This window comes from Paracoccus ravus, assembly GCF_004522175.1.
In the GTDB taxonomy this organism is placed as follows: Bacteria; Pseudomonadota; Alphaproteobacteria; order Rhodobacterales; family Rhodobacteraceae; genus Paracoccus; species Paracoccus ravus.
Window position 1 is genome coordinate 1 of the sequence record NZ_SDEB01000038.1, and the last position, 21,466, is coordinate 21,466.

Sequence of the window (21,466 nt, forward strand, 5' to 3'; positions counted from 1 at the left end):
CGGTACGGTCCTGGACGAGTTTGTCCGGGTGAAGATGCGCGAGACCTTCTACGAAACCGTCGATGCGTTGCAGGCCGATCTCGATGCGTGGCTCGTCCATTACAACACCGAAAGGCCCCATCTCGGCTACCGCAACATGGGGCGCAGACCGATCGAAACCGTCATGAAATTCGTTAGCCAAGAAGGTTAAGTGGACAGTGCCTGATACAGGCGATGACTGGAAACCTGATGTGACAAGGCTTCCACGAAGGCCGTCCACGGATTTTACCTACGGCTGCGGTTTTTCAGTTTTGGCGTTGATGTAAGCGCGCAGAGGCCGGTGGTATTTGAATACCATCGGCTTATAAATTTGATATCTTTGTAGTTTTTGGTTGCGGGAGCAGGATTTGGCCTGAACCGAACAGCCGTCGAAATTTGACGCCGTCGGACCAAATGTCAACATGAGCAAAACCGTCTCGAATAGGGGTGCATACGAATCGCTCACAGACGCAAGCGAACGGGGGGTAAAAGACTTCAACGACATTTTGACCAAGCGTCGCGACACCAACTTGAAAGCAGCGATGTCTGATTCATGGGTCGAATCTGTGGTTATCCTTTGCCTGAAGGGGCAATTGAGCGCGACCCCTGGTCACGATCCACGGAGGCGACAATCTCACTCTTGATTGCGCCCAACTCCTTGGCCTGCATCGATCTACGCCCCTGCGAAGGGGGCGAATCCGAAAAATCGACGTTTCGATCCACGCCCCCGCGAAGGGGGCGACCCATCGGGGCCAGCGCGGCTTGCTCATACGCCGTGTTTCGATCCACGCCCCCGCGAAGGGGGCGACCTTGTCGGGCGTGGCCGGGACCGGCTCGGTGGCGTTTCGATCCACGCCCCCGCGAAGGGGACGACGCATCTCCAGATCCGGCTCGCTCGGAAGCGTGTAGTTTCGATCCACGCCCCCGCGAAGGGGGCGACCTCTCGCGATGGATCTGGACCGCGTTGGCGCTGTGTTTCGATCCACGCCCCCGCGAAGGGGGCGACAGGGTGGCGACGACTACCTGAGCGGGCTGGCGGGGTTTCGATCCACGCCCCCGCGAAGGGGGCGACGCATGGCGGGGCCTCCCCGGCTCGGGCATTTCGGTTTCGATCCACGCCCCCGCGAAGGGGGCGACGGCGCTGCGGGCTGCGGCGACCGCTGCCAGCACGGTTTCGATCCACGCCCCCGCGAAGGGGGCGACCGATGCCGAAGATCAGCCAATATCTAGGCCATTCGTTTCGATCCACGCCCCCGCGAAGGGGGCGACTGTACAGGCTGACCTGACACGGCGGGAAGCGGGAGTTTCGATCCACGCCCCCGCGAAGGGGGCGACCTCGCGGTTCATCCATTCCTGCGGTCCGAGCGGGTTTCGATCCACGCCCCCGCGAAGGGGGCGACGGGCGCGGTTGTCATCGTGCCGGGGGTGCCTGTGTGTTTCGATCCACGCCCCCGCGAAGGGGGCGACCTCATCCGCAATGTCTTCGCATGAGGCAATGACATGTTTCGATCCACGCCCCCGCGAAGGGGGCGACGCGCCCCGGTTGCACGTCAACGGCGACCGTCAAGTTTCGATCCACGCCCCCGCGAAGGGGGCGACTATCGCTCGCGCCAAAGCGCGCAATATCGCTCAAGGTTTCGATCCACGCCCCCGCGAAGGGGGCGACAAGCGAGTGACGTTCTATTCGGACGGAACGTGGGGTTTCGATCCACGCCCCCGCGAAGGGGGCGACTTCCGACCTCCGAACCGTTCTTTTTCTAAGTAGATGTTTCGATCCACGCCCCCGCGAAGGGGGCGACTTCGCCTGAGTCTGGCAAACATTGAGCTTGCTAAGTTTCGATCCACGCCCCCGCGAAGGGGGCGACCATTCATCGCAAGGTAGGGACTACCGCGACAGTTGTTTCGATCCACGCCCCCGCGAAGGGGGCGACTTGAACCCTCTGTTCCGCTTTCTGACGCTGAAGCGTTTCGATCCACGCCCCCGCGAAGGGGGCGACGGTTCTCGTGACTTTGTGCCGTGGTGTCGGTGATGGTTTCGATCCACGCCCCCGCGAAGGGGGCGACCGGGGGCCAGTCGCCCGCCGATGCCGCCTTTTGGGTTTCGATCCACGCCCCCGCGAAGGGGGCGACCGCGGCAAAGTCTGGATCGGTCGCCTTGATGTCGTGTTTCGATCCACGCCCCCGCGAAGGGGGCGACCGCGGCAAAGTCTGGATCGGTCGCCTTGATGTCGTGTTTCGATCCACGCCCCCGCGAAGGGGGCGACCGGGCCTGCTTGATGTCATCGGGGGTCATTCGCGTTTCGATCCACGCCCCCGCGAAGGGGGCGACGCGGCAACCGGCGACCTGATCCTCGCGGTCGGCGGTTTCGATCCACGCCCCCGCGAAGGGGGCGACCGGAAAGTTTGCGCAAGGCTATTGCTTTGGGCGAAGTTTCGATCCACGCCCCCGCGAAGGGGGCGACGCCGTGACGGTGGACAGATCCGAGGGCGATCCGAAGTTTCGATCCACGCCCCCGCGAAGGGGGCGACGCAATGGGCGGCCGAGGGGCGCCAGTTCGCCGCGGTTTCGATCCACGCCCCCGCGAAGGGGGCGACCCGGGGGCCAGTCGCCCGCCGATGCCGCCTTTTGGGTTTCGATCCACGCCCCCGCGAAGGGGGCGACTCAACGTCGATCAGGTCGCGTTGCTCGCGCGGTGTTTCGATCCACGCCCCCGCGAAGGGGGCGACGCCGGTCGCGGCGGCCGCCGGGTTGCAATTCGAGGTTTCGATCCACGCCCCCGCGAAGGGGGCGACTCGCCTGTCCAAACCTGCAACCTGCCCGGCCGCGTTTCGATCCACGCCCCCGCGAAGGGGGCGACAGGGCGCGGTTAAGTATGGGCCGCATAACTGGCGTTTCGATCCACGCCCCCGCGAAGGGGGCGACTCCCGTCCGATCCGCCTGCATCCGGCATGATGCGGTTTCGATCCACGCCCCCGCGAAGGGGGCGACCGTTCGCGAAATTGCGGTTCAAGATTGCCAGCACGTTTCGATCCACGCCCCCGCGAAGGGGGCGACGCGCCAGCGTAACCGCGACGTCATCCTGCCCCAAGTTTCGATCCACGCCCCCGCGAAGGGGGCGACGGCGTTGTGACCTTCACAACCGCGCCGGCCGCGGGGTTTCGATCCACGCCCCCGCGAAGGGGGCGACATGGCGGGACAAATGGGTCCACGTCCGCGACGGGGTTTCGATCCACGCCCCCGCGAAGGGGGCGACCACCCCTTGCCCTTTTGCGCCGAGCGCCATTCCAGTTTCGATCCACGCCCCCGCGAAGGGGGCGACGTCGTCTCGGTCCAGCCACGCGCGAACGAGCGGCAGGTTTCGATCCACGCCCCCGCGAAGGGGGCGACTCGGATCGCCCATCACAGCCTCCACTCAGCGCGGTTTCGATCCACGCCCCCGCGAAGGGGGCGACCAGCCTCCTGAAACGCGATTGCGGGCTGAGCGGGTTTCGATCCACGCCCCCGCGAAGGGGGCGACGAAAATCCGCGTAAACGTCCGCGAGGCTAACCGGTTTCGATCCACGCCCCCGCGAAGGGGGCGACGCAAGGTTTTCGACCGTCCGACGCGCTGGACCTTAACCGGTTTCGATCCACGCCCCCGCGAAGGGGGCGACTTGGGGGTTAGCGCGCGTATGTTTCCCCGTAGGGGTTTCGATCCACGCCCCCGCGAAGGGGGCGACCGCGGCGGCGGCGGCAGAGCCGAAAGGCGATGAGGTTTCGATCCACGCCCCCGCGAAGGGGGCGACTCGCTTCCAGACGTGATTAAGCGGAGCATAGCCGTTTCGATCCACGCCCCCGCGAAGGGGGCGACGGCCGCAACGGGATCGCGCTCGCGATGCAAGCGCGTTTCGATCCACGCCCCCGCGAAGGGGGCGACCAAGACGGGGCAAGCGTTCGACGCGGTTAACCGGTTTCGATCCACGCCCCCGCGAAGGGGGCGACAATCCGATTTGCCGGTCAGGCGATCAACGGCCGCGTTTCGATCCACGCCCCCGCGAAGGGGGCGACGACCTCGAGCCATTGCGCGTTGATCCCGTCGAGGTTTCGATCCACGCCCCCGCGAAGGGGGCGACCGCCTTTCATCTCGCCGGTCGTGAAGTTGATTGCGATGTTTCGATCCACGCCCCCGCGAAGGGGGCGACCCGAGGCGATCTTGCGGCAAGCGTCGGACGGGCGCGTTTCGATCCACGCCCCCGCGAAGGGGGCGACAATCTCTCCTGATGAGCCGATGATGATGGGGGGTTTCGATCCACGCCCCCGCGAAGGGGGCGACTCCAAAAGGATAGGTTGCTTTAAAGATTCGTCTGGTTTCGATCCACGCCCCCGCGAAGGGGGCGACGACAGCCTGCGGGCAAGATATTCGCGTTCATCGCGTTTCGATCCACGCCCCCGCGAAGGGGGCGACGTTTCCTGCGCCCGCCTCGCCCGGTTGCGGCAAGGTTTCGATCCACGCCCCCGCGAAGGGGGCGACGACTATCGGGCCGATTTCGAGGTCGCGCATTCGGTTTCGATCCACGCCCCCGCGAAGGGGGCGACTTGCATGTCTGAATATCGGAGCGATGCCGCCTCAGGTTTCGATCCACGCCCCCGCGAAGGGGGCGACCATGATCGCCCGGCGCCTCGATCTGTCGGGCGAGGTTTCGATCCACGCCCCCGCGAAGGGGGCGACACGGCGAGTTTCCGGCGTTCGCGAAAGCCTTGATGTTTCGATCCACGCCCCCGCGAAGGGGGCGACCTCACGGCCGAGGGTTTCGACGCTTCCGAGGACGGTTTCGATCCACGCCCCCGCGAAGGGGGCGACGCAGCACGTCCGCGCCGCCCGGCCAAGGACGCGCGTTTCGATCCACGCCCCCGCGAAGGGGGCGACCCCGCGAGGCGCGGATCGGCTTGACCGAGCGCGAGGTTTCGATCCACGCCCCCGCGAAGGGGGCGACTCGCGCGGGGCTTATCTCCCGGAGGCAAGTGATATGTTTCGATCCACGCCCCCGCGAAGGGGGCGACGGCGCGCTTGCGCGCGGCCTCGCGGATCTTCGGGGTTTCGATCCACGCCCCCGCGAAGGGGGCGACACATCCCTGACAAGAGTTTGCGAGCGCACGGGGGTTTCGATCCACGCCCCCGCGAAGGGGGCGACTCCGCATCAGGGCGAGAGGATCGAGAATTTCGGGGTTTCGATCCACGCCCCCGCGAAGGGGGCGACCATCCGGCTCTCCGACATGTGGCGCTGGACGCGGGTTTCGATCCACGCCCCCGCGAAGGGGGCGACCTTTCACCTTCCCAAGTCCCGCCGCAATATGTCTGTTTCGATCCACGCCCCCGCGAAGGGGGCGACTGCTGCGCAGCGTCGGATGCGAGCCGTCCGTGCAGTTTCGATCCACGCCCCCGCGAAGGGGGCGACACGAGGCTGGAATCTTTAACATGCGCGTGGATTCGTTTCGATCCACGCCCCCGCGAAGGGGGCGACCACGCAATGCGCGCGTTATGGCCAAGATCGACAAGTTTCGATCCACGCCCCCGCGAAGGGGGCGACACGAGGCCGGAATCTTTAACATGCGCGTGGATTGTTTCGATCCACGCCCCCGCGAAGGGGGCGACGCCAAACCAGACATCGCCGGCGAGCATTTGCGACGTTTCGATCCACGCCCCCGCGAAGGGGGCGACGAGGCGATCTTGCGGCAAGCGTCGGACGGGCGCGTTTCGATCCACGCCCCCGCGAAGGGGGCGACCGGGCGAGGCCGCGGCAGATTCGCCGGTCACGATGTTTCGATCCACGCCCCCGCGAAGGGGGCGACGTCCTGATGACGGGCCGCTATCTCGACGGGGAGGTTTCGATCCACGCCCCCGCGAAGGGGGCGACCCTTGCCGGCCGGCCGGCTCGGCGTGCTGTCGGGGTTTCGATCCACGCCCCCGCGAAGGGGGCGACGGGTCTGACCGAGCAGCAGCGGCTCTTTTGCCGAGTTTCGATCCACGCCCCCGCGAAGGGGGCGACCGCAGGATGCCCAGACAGGCTTTCGGGCTCAAAGAGTTTCGATCCACGCCCCCGCGAAGGGGGCGACCCTGCTCGAAAGTCCCGTCGAGCATGGGGATTTTGTTTCGATCCACGCCCCCGCGAAGGGGGCGACTCGCGGAAGGCTTCATGACCACATCGCCGCTAAAGTTTCGATCCACGCCCCCGCGAAGGGGGCGACACGGCGCAGGACGCGATCCAGTGACTATTCATTGCGTTTCGATCCACGCCCCCGCGAAGGGGGCGACTTGCGCTCGGGCCGGGAATCCACACCCGGTCTGCGTTTCGATCCACGCCCCCGCGAAGGGGGCGACCCGAGATCTCCATGCGCGAGGGCGGGCGCGGGCTCGTTTCGATCCACGCCCCCGCGAAGGGGGCGACGCGGGCGCGCAAGGAATGGATCACTGCATGGCGAGTTTCGATCCACGCCCCCGCGAAGGGGGCGACGGCAGTTCGCCGGGCCTGTTCGTACCTCTGCAGCCGTTTCGATCCACGCCCCCGCGAAGGGGGCGACAACGAATGTCGCCGCCCTTGCCTCGGGTTTCGAGGTTTCGATCCACGCCCCCGCGAAGGGGGCGACCGCAAGGGACGCGGGGCTTTATCGAGCGGCGAACGTTTCGATCCACGCCCCCGCGAAGGGGGCGACTCGGCGTCCGGCCGGGTGACGTCCGAGGACGTCGAGTTTCGATCCACGCCCCCGCGAAGGGGGCGACGGGCTTTGGGATGGGGCCGCGGTCGAGGCTTACGTTTCGATCCACGCCCCCGCGAAGGGGGCGACCGTCAACAGCATTTTTATCTGGTGACACCGCGAGGTTTCGATCCACGCCCCCGCGAAGGGGGCGACAGGACGGGACGCCGAGCGTCACAATCAATTTCGTGTTTCGATCCACGCCCCCGCGAAGGGGGCGACGAGCCCCGGCACTGGTATATGCAGAGCCATTGGGGTTTCGATCCACGCCCCCGCGAAGGGGGCGACCTGCTGGGCGGCAAACTTATCCATCGCGGCTGCTGTTTCGATCCACGCCCCCGCGAAGGGGGCGACGCGGTGTGGGTCGCGGGCATCCCCGGCTCAAGCGGGTTTCGATCCACGCCCCCGCGAAGGGGGCGACCGGCTTAGATCGACCTCGCCGGACGCATGGCCTAGTTTCGATCCACGCCCCCGCGAAGGGGGCGACTTTCGACCGGATCGAATGGGTCAATGAGTGGGGCGTTTCGATCCACGCCCCCGCGAAGGGGGCGACCTGCCGGGGCGACTTCGCACGGCAGGCAAAGGATGTTTCGATCCACGCCCCCGCGAAGGGGGCGACCTGCGCGATGATCGCTTGCCGAGTGCCTGCAAAGTTTCGATCCACGCCCCCGCGAAGGGGGCGACCATGTGCGTTCCATCATGCAACTCCGTGATCTTTGTTTCGATCCACGCCCCCGCGAAGGGGGCGACCAGGCCGAAAATACAAGTCAGGGACCATCAACGGGATGTTTCGATCCACGCCCCCGCGAAGGGGGCGACTCGGACGGACCGACCGCGCGCGGCTGGACATTCGTGTTTCGATCCACGCCCCCGCGAAGGGGGCGACCGCACCGTCCATAGCGTGACGCTCAGAGTAACCGTTTCGATCCACGCCCCCGCGAAGGGGGCGACGGCGTGATCGCCGGGACGTTTCACCGATCAAGGGGTTTCGATCCACGCCCCCGCGAAGGGGGCGACCCGTCCGGAAAGTTTTCTGACGTCGAAGGGTTCGTTTCGATCCACGCCCCCGCGAAGGGGGCGACGAGCCGTCCGGCCGAACGTCGCGAACGGTATAGTGTTTCGATCCACGCCCCCGCGAAGGGGGCGACGCGCCCGGCCGGCGGGGCGGCGCTTTGGCCGGGGGTTTCGATCCACGCCCCCGCGAAGGGGGCGACGGCCGGCCATGCGTCGCCCTCGACCCGCGTTCGGGGGTTTCGATCCACGCCCCCGCGAAGGGGGCGACCGAGAACTCGCGGGCGGCGCCTTGCGTCATGTTGTTTCGATCCACGCCCCCGCGAAGGGGGCGACGCGACGGGATCGGCAAGCGCCTCGGCGCCGGGAATGTTTCGATCCACGCCCCCGCGAAGGGGGCGACTTGGCTCGCCGGATCGGCCAAATGGTCGATAAGGCGTTTCGATCCACGCCCCCGCGAAGGGGGCGACGATGGCGGTACAAATGGTTCCACGTCCGCGACGGGTTTCGATCCACGCCCCCGCGAAGGGGGCGACCCGCGCCAAGCCGGAAGGCCGCGCCATGTCGCCGGTTTCGATCCACGCCCCCGCGAAGGGGGCGACGTCACCCATGCGCCGAATTCGATTGCGTTGAGTGGTTTCGATCCACGCCCCCGCGAAGGGGGCGACAACCAGCGGAACGACCTCGGGGTCGCTGTCGAGGTTTCGATCCACGCCCCCGCGAAGGGGGCGACAACCAACCGCGCCGCCTTTCATCAAGGCTTTCGCGTTTCGATCCACGCCCCCGCGAAGGGGGCGACGCCCGCGGCCGTCGAACTCGATCCCGCTTTCGATGTTTCGATCCACGCCCCCGCGAAGGGGGCGACTAAAGGCGACCTGCGTCACATCGTTCAGGGTGATGTTTCGATCCACGCCCCCGCGAAGGGGGCGACCAAGCTGATCCTGATTGACCCGTGGAACGAACTGGTTTCGATCCACGCCCCCGCGAAGGGGGCGACCATAGCCAAGGGGCAACGCGCCCCGCTCAAACGGAGTTTCGATCCACGCCCCCGCGAAGGGGGCGACTTGTCCTTCCATGTCTCGGAAGTGGCGATGCGCGTTTCGATCCACGCCCCCGCGAAGGGGGCGACTTGGTCCTGACCAGCGCTTGGGGCAAAGGCGTTGAGTTTCGATCCACGCCCCCGCGAAGGGGGCGACGCTGGCAAACGGGTTGGCAAGGTCGTCATGGAAGTGTTTCGATCCACGCCCCCGCGAAGGGGGCGACCTGGACGGATTGAAACCCTATAGTGGAGACGACACGTTTCGATCCACGCCCCCGCGAAGGGGGCGACGCGAGGTTCAATCGCCGATTTCCGAGATTGAGGCCGGTTTCGATCCACGCCCCCGCGAAGGGGGCGACCGCGGTTTTCGAGTGGCTTTTCCCGGCGACAATGGTTTCGATCCACGCCCCCGCGAAGGGGGCGACGCGATTCAGGCCGCATTATGACCCATGCCTGCGAGTTTCGATCCACGCCCCCGCGAAGGGGGCGACGTGTTTCGGGCTGTATCCTGCCGTTTATCATCTGTTTCGATCCACGCCCCCGCGAAGGGGGCGACCCCCCGACCACATGTCGGATGCAGCCGCCGCGTTGGTTTCGATCCACGCCCCCGCGAAGGGGGCGACCGCCAGACGCCATGCCCAGAATAGCGAAGCCAGTGTTTCGATCCACGCCCCCGCGAAGGGGGCGACTTGCGTTTCTTGCGTCATGGTATCCCCTACCAGTTGTTTCGATCCACGCCCCCGCGAAGGGGGCGACTGTTCACCTGCGCCCTGTGCGGCAGGCTACATGCTGTTTCGATCCACGCCCCCGCGAAGGGGGCGACCAGCACGGCGCGGTGCGCGGCGCGGCCGATGTCGTTTCGATCCACGCCCCCGCGAAGGGGGCGACCCCCAGAAGCTTTCGCCCGCTGGCTCGCTGATATGTTTCGATCCACGCCCCCGCGAAGGGGGCGACAACGCAGATTTACGAGGAACTGCGCGCCAAGCGGGTTTCGATCCACGCCCCCGCGAAGGGGGCGACCGTTGCAGCAAGGGCGGGGTGGTCCATCCGGGCAGGTTTCGATCCACGCCCCCGCGAAGGGGGCGACGGGCCAGCGTTCTCAATTGAGGCGGTCGTCAAGATGTTTCGATCCACGCCCCCGCGAAGGGGGCGACCACCATGACTGACAAGCCCGACACCAGCGCCGTGTTTCGATCCACGCCCCCGCGAAGGGGGCGACCTGCCGTCCAGTCGAAGCTGTCAGGATCGGCTTCCAGTTTCGATCCACGCCCCCGCGAAGGGGGCGACACTTTCGCCGCGGCCGGGGCGCCGACCTACAAGGGTTTCGATCCACGCCCCCGCGAAGGGGGCGACCCCGCCCAAGCCGCGGCCGCGGCGTCGATCATGCGTTTCGATCCACGCCCCCGCGAAGGGGGCGACCGGTTCGCCATGATCAGTCCTCCGAAACGGTCGCGTTTCGATCCACGCCCCCGCGAAGGGGGCGACGCCCGGCCGCGGCGCCGGGGTTTCTGACAAGAGGGGTTTCGATCCACGCCCCCGCGAAGGGGGCGACGGCCGCGGCCGTCGAACTCGATCCCGCTTTCGATGTTTCGATCCACGCCCCCGCGAAGGGGGCGACAGCCCACAGATACCGCATTGTTGTTAAACCGCAATCTTTCCTACAAACGCGAAAGGGTCAGATGCTCTCACCCCAGGTCAGCCAATGAGGCAGACAGGAAAAGAATATTTAACGATTTCAAAAGAGCAGGACGGATGCGAACCTCGGTGCAAAATCTGGCACACTTCATGTTCGCAGGGTCATGATAATTATAGAATCAGAGGGCCGTTAAGATCCGTCGCGGGTTTTGCACCTACGTGCTCAATCCGGCGCGACCAGTTTGAACCGAGGTAGTAATAACGAAGGCTGTCTACTTCCGGACGTATGAGCCCCTCTAGACGCGCCTTCAGGCGGGTCCACTGCGCAGAGTCCAACTCAATCTCGAAAACCGAGAACTGTACCCGCTGCCCGAAATCCTCGCACGCGCGCGCCACCTGGCGCAAACGCTTCTTGCCGCCGGGGTCGAGCGTGTTCACATCATAGGTGACCAAAACAAGCATCTCAACTCCAGAACCATGGTGGATAGGCGTCGAGATCGCCACGCAGATGACGCGCCAGCATCTGCGCCTGAAGATAGGGCACTAGCCCGAACGGCGCCTTTTCCTGCAGGAATGGATGCAGGCGCTCTTCCTTTTTGCGCTCTTGCCAAGCTGTGAGGACGGTGCGGCGGGCATCGTCGGTCAGCATCACGGCACCGCCGTCCAAGCGACGAAAGTCACCCGCTCGCAACTGACGGCGGTTCACCAGGGACAGCGCCAGACGATCGGCCAAGGGCGCTCTGAGCTCTTCCATCAGATCCAGAGCCAGACTGGGCCGGCCGGGGCGGTCGCGGTGCAGAAAGCCGACGGCCGGGTCCAACCCGATCGCCTCGCAGGCCGAACGGCAATCATGGGTCAGCAGGGTATAGAGAAAAGACAGGAGCGCGTTGAGCGGATCAAGCGGTGGGCGGCGCGAGCGGCCCGTCCAACGAAGCTCGGCATCCGGCGAGCGGATCAGGTGGTCGAAGACACCGAAATACTGCGTCGCGGCCTCGCCCTCGGAGCCGCGCAGCAGATCCACGCTGTCGTCGGATATCTGCACGCGGCGCAGGATCATGGCCATGCGATCCGTCGCCCGTTCCAGCCCGTCGCGCGCAACGGGCGTCATCTCACCGCCGTAATCCCGCAGCGCCCGCCGGATCACCGCGCGCTGGTTGGCGACCTTGCCCATGACGATGCCGCGGACCACATCGGTCGCCTCGTCGGCCGCACGGTATTGCGCCCGCCGCAACAGGACATTGCCCGCGACCGGCCCCTCGATCCGCGCCTGAAACCGGCCGACCCGATCCAGAAGCACGACGGTGATGCCCCGCTCGGCGCACGTGCCGATCAGCGCGGGCGACACAAGGATCGGGCCAAAGGCCACGACCGAGGCCAGCATGTGAAGCGGCACACGCGCCTTTTCGGCGCCCTCGATCTCGGCCACGAGGTTCTCGCCGTCCTTCTTCAGCGCCGTGCCTTCGGTCGTGACATAGACCGTGTTCAGCAGTTTCTTCATTCCAGCGCCCTCGCCAGCATGCGGTCGCGCCATTGCCGCACCGGTCGAAGGACAGCATCCGGGCGACACAGTTCAAGCAGCGAACACGCCCGGCAGCGACTGCGCAGCGAGGTCGGTGGAGGCGTCCGGCGGCTGACCAGCATTGCTGCCAGATCAAGGGCCGTGCTTTCGGTCAGCGCGCGCAGCTCGGCATCGAAGGGCACGGTGACGCGTCGCCTGGTCTCGGCATAGAACAACGCGCCCTGCGGTACCGGGCGGCCGGTCATCTCTTCCAGGCAAAGCGCCTGGGCGCAAAGCTGCACCTCATCGGCGCGGTGCAGCTTGGGCTTGCCGCGCTTGTACTCGACGGGAAAGGCCGTCTCGCCCTCGGGGCCGGGAAGGAACTCGACCAGGTCGGCCGTGCCGGTCAAGTTCAGCCGGTGACAGACCAGGGGCAGCGCCAGAACCCGCCGCACCCCGCGCGCCTTGCGGCTGCCGCCCTTGTCCGCCACGGCATGCAGCACGTCGCCCTCGGCGGTGAAACGGTTCTCGGCCCAGACCCGCTCAAGATGGATCAGCGCCGCCTGTCGCAGGCAATAGACCGCATGTTGCAACGCCGAGAGGGGGATCGGCTCCTCGGCGCTGGCCATGGTCACAGCCGTTCGAGGATCTCGACGCCGTCAGGCAGCGCCGCACGGTCGATGCTGACCGCATAGTCCGAAAACTTGCGCGCAGGCGGCAGGTTGCCCAGACCACGGTCGTCGAGTGTGCGGAATTCTCCGTCCACGTTACGGCCGACCTGGACCAGATCGAAGAGCTTGTGAGCGGGGGCGTTGCCCAAGGCGCAGTCATGGCGGAAGACGATCAGCTTGCGCGTCGTCATTTCGCCCCGCGCTGCGGCGCGGTCATGTTCGAACATGTTTTCCAGCGCATCGAAAAGCAGATCCAGATCCGTCTCGGAAAAACCTGTCCTCTCCGAGAACTTGGCAGAGATGAAGCCATGCGCGACATAAAGCCCGTAAGGCACGATGTGCTTGCGGCCCATGGTGCGGTTGTCGGTGCGCAGATCACCATCATCGCCTTCGGCGCGCTTCTTCTGTTCGGCCTCATTGGTGGCGGCCATGCGGGTGATCGAGATCTCGACCGGCAGCACCGGCTCGACCGAATTGGCGAAGGTCAGCTGCACCGGCCCCTTCACTTGCCCACAATTGATGCCGGTGGACATGACTGCGCCGAAGGTCCGGACATCGAAGAAGTTGCGGCACATGAAATCACGCAGCGCCTTCGCCTCGGAGTCATCCTTGGGGTTCAGCTTGGCGTCCTTCTTCGACTTCTCGTCGCCGCGCAGCGCGATATAGGCCTGACGATGCTTCTCGTTCAGGATTGCGCCCTCCTGGACATAGATATGGTGGCCCTCCTCACCCTCGCGCGCCAGTTCGACATAGTTGCGGATCTTGCGCTTCAGGCTGACATCGCTGACCAGACCGTGATTGGTCTCGGGATCAAGGCGCGGCAGGTTGCCCGCATCGGGGTCGCCATTCGGGTTGCCGTTTGTGACATCGAAGATCAGCACGAAATCGTGGCGGCGGGAAAGCGTGGTCATTGGGTCACCTCGACGGTCTTGTCATCGTTCTTGCGGAAGAAATCGGAACGCTGGTGGTAATAGCCGATCCCGAACAGCGCCTGTTCCGCGGCACTCAGCGAGGCCGGGATCGGATCATCACCCGGCGCCATCAAGTCGGTGATAGCGGTCAGCAGCTTTTCGAGGTTCACCGCCCGACCGGGGCTGGTCTTGCGCAGCTTCCCGAAATGGTTGGCCGCTCCCGAATCGAGCGCGCGGAACACCTTTTGCGGGCTGGCTGAGGCGGCACCGTAGAACTTGTCCTTGATGGACGCATTGATGCCGCCAAGCGCAGCGCGCTGCACCTCTTCATAGACGGCGAACAGCCGGCCGAGGACATAGCCCTTGTTGGTATTGGCGTGATCGAGCGCCACGGGCACCTCCATCTTCAGGTTTCGGACCAAAACGGATTTCAGGATGGCGCAACGCAGCGCGTTGATCTCGCCATCGGCACGCAGACGCATCAGCGCGGTCGAAAGCAGCGTCAGCGGGTAGGTCGTGCCGGTGAGGATCGCACGCAGCCATTCGCCAGCGATCAACGGCGGCACATTCTCGCGCTTGCCTTGGGAGGCGAGTTCCAAAAGATAACGCCAGAGCGCGGGCCAGCCGTCGCGTGGTGGCGGATCGATCGCGGTGTCCGAGAGGTATTTCTGGAAGTTCGCGGTCAGCCGGCCGAAATCATCCTGCCAATAGAAGCGGACCGACAGCCTGGCAGCATTCGGCGCCAGCCCGAGGACGTGAAAGCGCACCCCTTCAGCCAGTTCGGGCGCGACCTGCGACAGCCGCTGTCCGTTGCGAATGTCGTTCAGGCGCGAACGGATCTTGGCACTCTCAAGCTTTTCGTCGGCCGTCGGGTCAAGCAGAGCGGCAAAGAAGAGCTCTGCCTCTTGGGCCTGTACCATCTCGCTGCAATCCGCCCAGAACACGGTCGAGGCATCGCCGATCTGAATCCGGTGGCCGCTGTCCTTGTCCAGATAGCGGTTCAGGACGGTGCCATAGGCAAAGGCTGCCGCCTCGGACACGGGGGCATTATCGCCCTGATCATGCCCGTAAGAGGTGAAGGCATCGAGATTGAAAGACACCAGGCTCGCGCCAGAGGACTGCGCCCCCCAGACCCCCTTGATCGACGGGTGCAAGCGCGCCACGGGGCCACTCTCGCCCGTGACAAGACAGCGCTGCGGGTCGGACGCGCCCTCGGCGCCGATGCGCCGCCACAATGCGCGCGCGGCGGGGCGGTCGTGAAGAAAACGATCGCGATATTCATCTTCCAGGGCGAAGACGATATTCAGGTCCCGCATATCTTCGGACCAGAGAGGGGCCGCAAAATCCTCGGCCTGCCACCCTTCCAAGAAGCGTTGCAGGGCAAGCAGACCGGGATCACCTTCCCCGACCAGCAATTCGGCATGGCGGCCGCGGAAGGCCGCATGTTCATCGGCGGTGCGTTTGCCTTCCCCTGCGGTGACGCCCAGTACATAGGCCGACTTGTCCCACAGGAAATTCGGGGAGATGCCGGCCGTCCGCTTCACCGCCTGTGGCACCAGCATAACCTTGGGGCTGCGTTTTTTGTCGTCGCCGCGCAGATCCTCGACGCTGGCGACCGAGCCGTCCGCGTTCAGTACCACGCAAAAGCCGATTTTCTCGGAGGAAAAGCCAAAGGGCGGCGCGTCGGACAGCCGGTCATAGGCCCGCACCAGCGAAGCGAGCATGCTCATCCCTTCACCTCAGGGCTGCCGGGAGGGGGAACTTCCAGCACGCCGTCGCGCAGGGCCGCCCGGAAGAAAAGCGAGGGCCGCCCGGGCGCCGCGTGATCAATGTCCCACAGCATCAACCCCAGATCGCACGGCGCGCCAAAACCGAGATCGGCCGTCCGGGCTTCGGGCGCGCGCGCGGGCAGCAGGGCATCCGGCGCGATCGGTTCGAAATTTGCGGCGAATTCGCGGGTCCCGAGGCAGGGCTGATGAAAGCATTGCCCCCGCGTCGCGCGGCGATTGAAGATGTCGAGATGCTTACCCGCGCTATCCTCGGGACCGGCCCTGCCGGTCATTTGGAAATGCGCTTCTACCACATAGCGCGGTGAGACCAGCACGGTCGAGGCGCGTTGCTGGCGATCCTCGTCGACCAGAAGCTGCAACCCCTCCAGATCGCCGCGATTCATCGCCTGCTTGATCTTACCGGCCGGCGCCTTGTGGCCGACCTCATTGCGACGGATGGACTGGAACCGGATCGGCTCCAGAACGTGGATACGGTCAATGACCCAGCGGATTGCCGGCTTCCAGTGAATCGCTTCCAAGATGCCGCGCGCGGCCGAGGGGGTCATCACATCATAGGAAACACGCTCAACCTTGAGCTCGGGTCTGGTAAACAGGGCATGCCGGCCCCAGACATGCAGGCGAATTCCGTATGTCATAATGCCTCATTCAAATTCATTTCATGCTATCCGCGGGAAGTGACAAAGCAAGCAAAACTCCGCTCATGCTCAGACAAGACTGCATCATTCAAAGGATCGACTGTTCGACCCCGAGATACTCCGCATGTTCCCACCAAAGCCCGCTGTCCGAATGATATAACGCAATATTGTCCAGCACGCAGAACTGGTCGCCGCGAAGGGCGGGATGGTGAAAGGACGCGTGGCCGGCATGGATAAGCAACGCGCGCGCCTTGGCGGGCACCTGCACGGTATAGACCTGCAACGCGCGCGCCAGCTTGCCCGATGGGATGTTTTCGATCCCCAGCTTATCGATCGCTGCCTCCGCCACCGCATCACCGGGGATGATGACCGGAACCATTGCGGTTTCAATCATGCGAAACGCTTCGGACATGCTGCGGAACGGAAAGTCCGTGCCGCTGCCGGTAGCCATCACCTGATCGACCATGGGTTGGCCCAGCCGAGCGGGCCCAGCTTTCCAGTAGACATGCTCGAACCAGTCGCGGATCGCGGCGGGCGCCAGCAGATCCTCATGCTGTCCGGCGACCCGCTGCATGGTTTCGGCCAGCGACTGCACCTCTGCCGGCATCGAGCGGCCTGGCGCCGCGAAGATGGTCAGGATGCTGTCCTCGACGGACCATTCGCCGTTGCGATTGACGCGACCGGCGGCCTGTACACAGCTGTCCAGCCCCGCTTCGGCCCGCCAACCCTTGGGAAAAGAGAGATCAACGCCCGCCTCGATCAGGCTGGTCGCGATCAGCCGGCAGGGCGCGCCGGATGTCAGCCGCGCGCGAATATCGTCAAGGATCGCGCGGCGATGCATCGGGTATTGTCGGGTTGTCAGATGGACCAGCCCATCCAGCCCCGTCGCGCGGGCAGCGGCAAACAATTCCAGTGCATGGGCACGGCTGTTGACGATAACGAAGCCCTGCGGCGCCGCGCGCAGTGCCTGGATCAGCATGGCATCATCCATCTCGCCGCCCTGCACGATCCGGGCGCGGCGTAGACGATGAGCCAGATCCTCGGGATCAGGCGCCAGTTCGCGCCCCTCAAGCGGTAACCCTTGCTTCAACTGGCGGCTGTCAAAGGCGGGCTGCGTCGCCGTGCACAGCACGACCGAACAGCCGTAATGCGTGCAGAGTGTGTCAATCATCCGCAGGGCCGGCATCAGCAGTTTGCGCGGAAGGCATTGCGCTTCGTCCAGCACAATGACCGAGCCGGCGATATTGTGCAGCTTGCGACAGCGTGAGGGGCGTGCGGCAAAAAGGCTCTCGAAAAGCTGCACATTGGTCGTGACCACCAGCGGCGCCGCCCAGTCCTCCATGGCGAGGCGCAGCTTGTCTTTGCCGCTGAGATCGGTTTTTTCATCGTCGATGGCCGAGTGGTGTTCCAGAACGCCATCTCCCAGAATCTTACGAAAAATGGTGGCGGTCTGATCGATGATCGAGGTGTAAGGGATCGCGTAGATGATCCTGCGATGCCCGTGACGGGCCGCGTGGTCCAACGCAAAACCCAAGGATGCCAGCGTCTTGCCGCCGCCGGTGGGTACGGTCAGCGTGAATATCCCCGGCGTCATCGCAGCACCCTGCAGAACATGGTCCAGGATCTCTCCCCGTAGGCGATTGATCGGGCCGTTCTGGTCAAACCCCGCCATATGGGCATCGAAAGCGCCTCTCCACTTCGACAGGAGATCAGCAAAGGCTGGCCAGTCGCGATCCGGTCGCCTGCCATCCAGGGCGGCATAAAAGGACTCGGTATCGCGGAAGTCGGCATCGACCAGGCAAGAGAACAGCATCCGCGCCGCAATCGACAGATCGAACGCGGCCGATCCGGGCCGCATCAATGACATCAGTTCTGCGGCTACGGGACCTAAATCAGGCGAAGCCGCAGCCGAGATATGCGGAGCGATCGGATCGCGAAAGGCATCCAGCCTGCGTTCCATGCTGCTATCTGCGTTCCGGCGGTCAGGCAGGCCCGCATGATGGCCCAAAATGGCATAGCCGATGACCTCCGCGCATGGACGCAACCTGGCGGGCGCCCGGCCGTAAAGTAGCGCGGCACCGGCCGTGGAGTGGTCCACCCTGATTTTTTCACCGCAAAGGACGCGATCGAAAGCAGGGTCATACTTGCCAAAGTCATGGAATAATCCCGCCAGGTGGGCCGCTGCCGCCAACCCGAGGGGTATCGCGCGCTCTGCCGCCAGCACCGCTGTATTTTCCAGATGCTGCTCCAGTGATTGCCAGTCGCTTCGATCACCGCGTTTTCCGGTGTGTGCGTAGTAAGCCAAAATTTTTGATCCCCACCCTGTTGCCTGTTGCCTGTTGCCTGTTGCCTGTTGCCTGTTGCCTGTTGCCTGTTGCCTGTTGCCTGTTGCCTGAACATAATTTGAGCAACAGCTGCTCCCAGCGTTTTTTTATGATTTGGAAAATCTCAGCGGGCAACGTACTTGGCTCGGAACCAAGAGCCGCGTTCTACTACAATTCATTGTACGAAGGCGCGCGATCTATCTCGGCTCTCAACATTCCGCCAATGGCCATGTGGCATTCTGGGGCAGTCGACATTTTGAAATCGAGAAAGGCTCTCAGCGCCGGGAATGCACCATCGGTCCTATGCGCGGCTTGTGGTCGAGCACGGCGGGTTCGCGGCAAAGGTGTTGGTCAATCGCGGGGATTTTCTTCGGGCGGCTCACCCCGCCCGACCAGACCTGATCGCCTCTATGGGCAATCTGGCATCCTTCCATGGGGAAGGTGCGGCAACGATGAGAAAGGCCATCAGGAGCCCGCCCATGCCTCAGCGCCATAACCATAAGTCCATCGGAATCGCGGCGCCATCCGTGCTATTGTTGCCATCGTCGGGCTCAGGGTGGTGGAGCCATACTGCCCCATAATTCGATGGGAATGGCTATCCACCTCTCGTTGAGGCCCGACGCTGATCAGCGCGTCAAACCGCCACGAAACCAGTATTCAATCCCTAGAGCGGCGTTTGGAAATTAACGAGACGTGGACATGACCGAGGCCGAAGTAAGATTCGAAAATGAGAAGCTGCGGGCCGAAACGTCCAAGATGCTCGATGAAAGCGCGAGGTTTCGCGCCGAAGTGGCCAAGATGCTCGATGAAGCGGCCAAGCAGCGCGCCGAGGTCGTTCAGATCAAGTGGAAGGATTTGTTCGCGCCTTTCGTCGCCGCCGCTGCGGTGATCGGCGGGACGGCGGCCTTCCTGAAGATTGTTCTTGGATGGGGGCCACATTGACCCCGGAGAATTCAATATGGCGGGGCTCGGAGATCGGCAGGCGCGGCTATCCGCCAAATTTGCGAAGTTATGGTACTTCTTGCCGAAATCCTCGGCCACCGACGGGGTGATTTTCGCGCCGAAGAAGCCCATAATTCAGACCGTCAGCGCCGACTTTCGAATCTGGCTCCACGCGGTCTTTCCGCGCGCCCATCGGACCTCTGGTCCAGGCGCTGGCATTAGAACCCGAATTGGAATCCGTGCCGAAAATGCTCATGTTCAGGCCGGGGGCCTGGTCCTCGCACCGACTTCGACTATCGGAGAGTTGGACTGCCCTTCCATCAGGTCGCTCTGGCCCTTGGGATGAAGGGGGCCTGCCTCGGCGGGTGAGAAATCTGGTCCCGGATTTCTCCCATTGCGACCGCCTCTCGATTGCAACCAGATCAAGCGCCCGATCGATGAGGAGGCCGTGTTGTGCTGGTTATTCCACCCGGTGAGCTAGGGCCCGTGGACATTTATCGGGATGCGATGATGGTCGCGGCGAGATGCCAGTTCGCGGCGTAGCTACAGGCGGTTTTTTCGTAGCGCATGGCTATGGCTCGTAACTCCTTGATCTTCGCGAAGAAGTTCTCGGCCAGATGGCGCCATTTATAGGCATGTCTATCGTGATCTCGCTGGATTTTTCGGTTCATTTTCGGCGGGATCACAGCGCACGCGCCTCGCGCATCGATCTCTGCGAGCAACCAGTCCGCGTCGAAGGCCACGTTCTCGATCAGTGGTGCGACGCTTTTCAAGTCATGGGCCTGCCCCGGCAGGAGTACGAAATCGAACAGGTTCCCGAGCGCATCGCCGACCGCGCATTCGATGCCAACTGGGTCCGCGAAACGCTGGCGGGGGCTGGGATCGAACCGGTCATCCCGCCGAAATCCAACCGTCGATTTCCGGCAGCGTTCGACCGCGAAACTTACAAATGGCGGCATCTGATCGAGAACTTCTTCGGAAAGCTTAAGGAATTCCGGGGTATCGCCACCCGATCCTGCAAGACCGACAGCAGCTTCTTCGCCTTCATCGCCATCGCTGCGACAGTCATTCGGCTACGCTGAACGTCAAAAGGCCCTAGGAAAAATCGCCCTAGGCTTAGGTAATCAAAACATTGGGCGCAAATCATTTTCTGGACCCATCCGGAAAAATCCACGCGGTCGGATGAAGCCCAAACTCGCCCGCGTCTGGTGGAAGCCACCGCGCGCATCATCGCCCTCCTGCTCGAATGGGGGACCGAAGTGACGGCCGCGGATTTTCCAGAATCCAACCGTTTCCGCCGGCCGGGGGCAGACCATCCAAGCGCGCCACTGGTGACGAGCCGAGCGCGACGTCCTGCCACCTTTCGATGGACCTGAACTGGATCTTGGGGCACGGGCAACGGACATGCTTCCATCATCCAGAGATTAGACTTGCCCCGAAGCTACAAGGCCACCGCCCGAAACCCCTTCCAGGCGTTTCGTGGTTTTTGGCGCACACCCTACCGTCAGCGAAGCCCCCCTTGCCGGCAGCCCTTGGCAATCGCCCCTCACGAGGAACACCAAGGTCGATAGCCAGGCCTTTCTGCAAAACCTGCCGCAGGATCTCGCCCTGTTCGGGCAAATGATGTTTGATCGCGACTGGGTGCACCGGCGACTACACATCGGCGGGCTATCTGACCGGCACCAGCACCCGCCTCTTCCACGCGATGCGCCAGCTGGAGACCATGCCAACTCAAACCGAGATCGCGACCCATTTGCGCCTCATGCAGCGCGCGTTGACCCGCTTTGGAGCACTTTCGCAGGGTTTGACGGCAACAGCAGATCCGGTCGCCAATCCGGACTGGCTTGAAACGAGTTTCGATGGGATCGGCACCCAGCCCGATCCTATCGCACAGCTCCACCCCGTCCTGCAGAGGACCATCCACTCCGCCAATGAGCCACAACCGACCGGCGCTGCGACAGGTGAGGAGTACCTTGCCCAGACGCGAGCTTTCATGGTCGAGCGCGATCAGATGCGGGTGTTTTTTGAACTGCTGCCCGGCGCCCTTGCGCATCTCGAGCGGGCCGCTCGTCACGCAGACACATTGTCCGTGCTGATCTCCCGGGAGCGCCCGAAGGGCGCCCCCGGAGACCCGTGGGTAATCCTCCCCATGGTTAAGGGGCTGCATAAGTAGAATTTTCTCGTAGCGTGAGCTGAGGAGATTCGAATGAGAAAGAGCCGTTTCACGGAACCGCAGATCATGGCTGTGCTTCGTCAGGC

General features: G+C 64.2%; 11 protein-coding genes and 1 CRISPR repeat array. Of the genes, 4 read left to right on the forward strand and 7 right to left on the reverse strand.

Annotated elements, in window-relative coordinates; genetic code table 11:
* The coding region (locus ESZ60_RS18845) for an integrase core domain-containing protein (RefSeq protein WP_167620214.1) at positions 1 to 190 on the forward strand (190 nt) is incomplete at its 5' end.
* Positions 191 to 683: 493 nt separating this feature from the next.
* Positions 684 to 10,419: direct repeats of the CRISPR family, unit length 32 nt; unit sequence GTTTCGATCCACGCCCCCGCGAAGGGGGCGAC.
* Positions 10,420 to 10,607: 188 nt separating this feature from the next.
* Here ESZ60_RS18845 and cas2 read toward each other — a convergent pair.
* From cas2 to ESZ60_RS18880, 7 genes are all read right to left on the reverse strand, one after another.
* Positions 10,608 to 10,898: a CRISPR-associated endonuclease Cas2 gene (gene cas2, locus ESZ60_RS18850; protein ID WP_134682244.1), complete on the reverse strand. Its 291-nt coding sequence runs from the start codon at positions 10,896 to 10,898 to the stop codon at positions 10,608 to 10,610.
* Position 10,899: 1 nt separating this feature from the next.
* The gene (cas1c, locus tag ESZ60_RS18855) at positions 10,900 to 11,934 is read right to left on the reverse strand and encodes a type I-C CRISPR-associated endonuclease Cas1c (RefSeq protein ID WP_134682245.1); all 1,035 of its coding nucleotides are present in this window, start codon (positions 11,932 to 11,934) and stop codon (positions 10,900 to 10,902) included.
* A complete protein-coding gene (gene cas4, locus ESZ60_RS18860; RefSeq protein ID WP_134682246.1) occupies positions 11,931 to 12,563 on the reverse strand; it encodes a CRISPR-associated protein Cas4 in 633 nt (210 codons plus the stop codon). The genes cas1c and cas4 overlap by 4 nt, the downstream gene beginning before the upstream one ends.
* Before the next feature lie 2 nt (positions 12,564 to 12,565).
* The gene (gene cas7c / locus ESZ60_RS18865; RefSeq protein WP_134682247.1) at positions 12,566 to 13,516 is read right to left on the reverse strand and encodes a type I-C CRISPR-associated protein Cas7/Csd2; all 951 of its coding nucleotides are present in this window, start codon (positions 13,514 to 13,516) and stop codon (positions 12,566 to 12,568) included.
* Entirely contained in the window at positions 13,513 to 15,246 is a 1,734-nt protein-coding gene (gene cas8c, locus ESZ60_RS18870) for a type I-C CRISPR-associated protein Cas8c/Csd1 (RefSeq protein WP_134682248.1), read from the reverse strand. Before cas8c ends, cas7c begins: the two co-directional genes overlap by 4 nt.
* Positions 15,243 to 15,941, reverse strand: a complete 699-nt coding sequence (gene cas5c, locus ESZ60_RS18875; protein ID WP_134682249.1) for a type I-C CRISPR-associated protein Cas5c — start codon at positions 15,939 to 15,941, stop codon at positions 15,243 to 15,245. The genes cas8c and cas5c overlap by 4 nt, the downstream gene beginning before the upstream one ends.
* 88 nt (positions 15,942 to 16,029) lie before the next feature.
* Positions 16,030 to 18,246 (reverse strand): CRISPR-associated endonuclease Cas3'', encoded by a 2,217-nt coding sequence (locus ESZ60_RS18880; RefSeq protein ID WP_134682250.1) that lies wholly within the window; start codon positions 18,244 to 18,246, stop codon positions 16,030 to 16,032.
* Positions 18,247 to 18,964: 718 nt separating this feature from the next.
* On the opposite strand from ESZ60_RS18880, the gene ESZ60_RS18890 reads away from it, so the two are divergent.
* The 3 genes from ESZ60_RS18890 (at position 18,965) to ESZ60_RS18905 (ending at position 21,380) form a co-directional block, all read left to right on the forward strand.
* A complete protein-coding gene (locus ESZ60_RS18890; protein ID WP_134682252.1) occupies positions 18,965 to 19,207 on the forward strand; it encodes a hypothetical protein in 243 nt (80 codons plus the stop codon).
* 635 nt (positions 19,208 to 19,842) lie between these two features.
* Positions 19,843 to 20,289, forward strand: coding sequence for a transposase (locus ESZ60_RS18900; protein ID WP_245155781.1), 447 nt, complete (start codon positions 19,843 to 19,845; stop codon positions 20,287 to 20,289).
* Between the two features lie 545 nt (positions 20,290 to 20,834).
* Complete coding sequence (locus ESZ60_RS18905; protein WP_134682254.1) at positions 20,835 to 21,380, forward strand: hypothetical protein; 546 nt, start codon at positions 20,835 to 20,837, stop codon at positions 21,378 to 21,380.
* The last annotated feature ends 86 nt before the right edge of the window (positions 21,381 to 21,466 follow it).

Bases quoted from the DNA above. Each gene is read 5' to 3' on its own strand.
- cas2 (WP_134682244.1), bottom strand. From the start codon at position 10,898: ATGCTTGTTTTGGTCACCTATGATGTGAACACGCTCGACCCCGGCGGC.
- cas1c (WP_134682245.1), bottom strand. From the start codon at position 11,934: ATGAAGAAACTGCTGAACACGGTCTATGTCACGACCGAAGGCACGGCG.
- cas4 (WP_134682246.1), bottom strand. From the start codon at position 12,563: ATGGCCAGCGCCGAGGAGCCGATCCCCCTCTCGGCGTTGCAACATGCG.
- cas7c (WP_134682247.1), bottom strand. From the start codon at position 13,516: ATGACCACGCTTTCCCGCCGCCACGATTTCGTGCTGATCTTCGATGTC.
- cas8c (WP_134682248.1), bottom strand. From the start codon at position 15,246: ATGAGCATGCTCGCTTCGCTGGTGCGGGCCTATGACCGGCTGTCCGAC.
- cas5c (WP_134682249.1), bottom strand. From the start codon at position 15,941: ATGACATACGGAATTCGCCTGCATGTCTGGGGCCGGCATGCCCTGTTT.
- ESZ60_RS18890 (WP_134682252.1), top strand. From the start codon at position 18,965: ATGACCGAGGCCGAAGTAAGATTCGAAAATGAGAAGCTGCGGGCCGAA.
- ESZ60_RS18900 (WP_245155781.1), top strand. From the start codon at position 19,843: ATGTCTATCGTGATCTCGCTGGATTTTTCGGTTCATTTTCGGCGGGAT.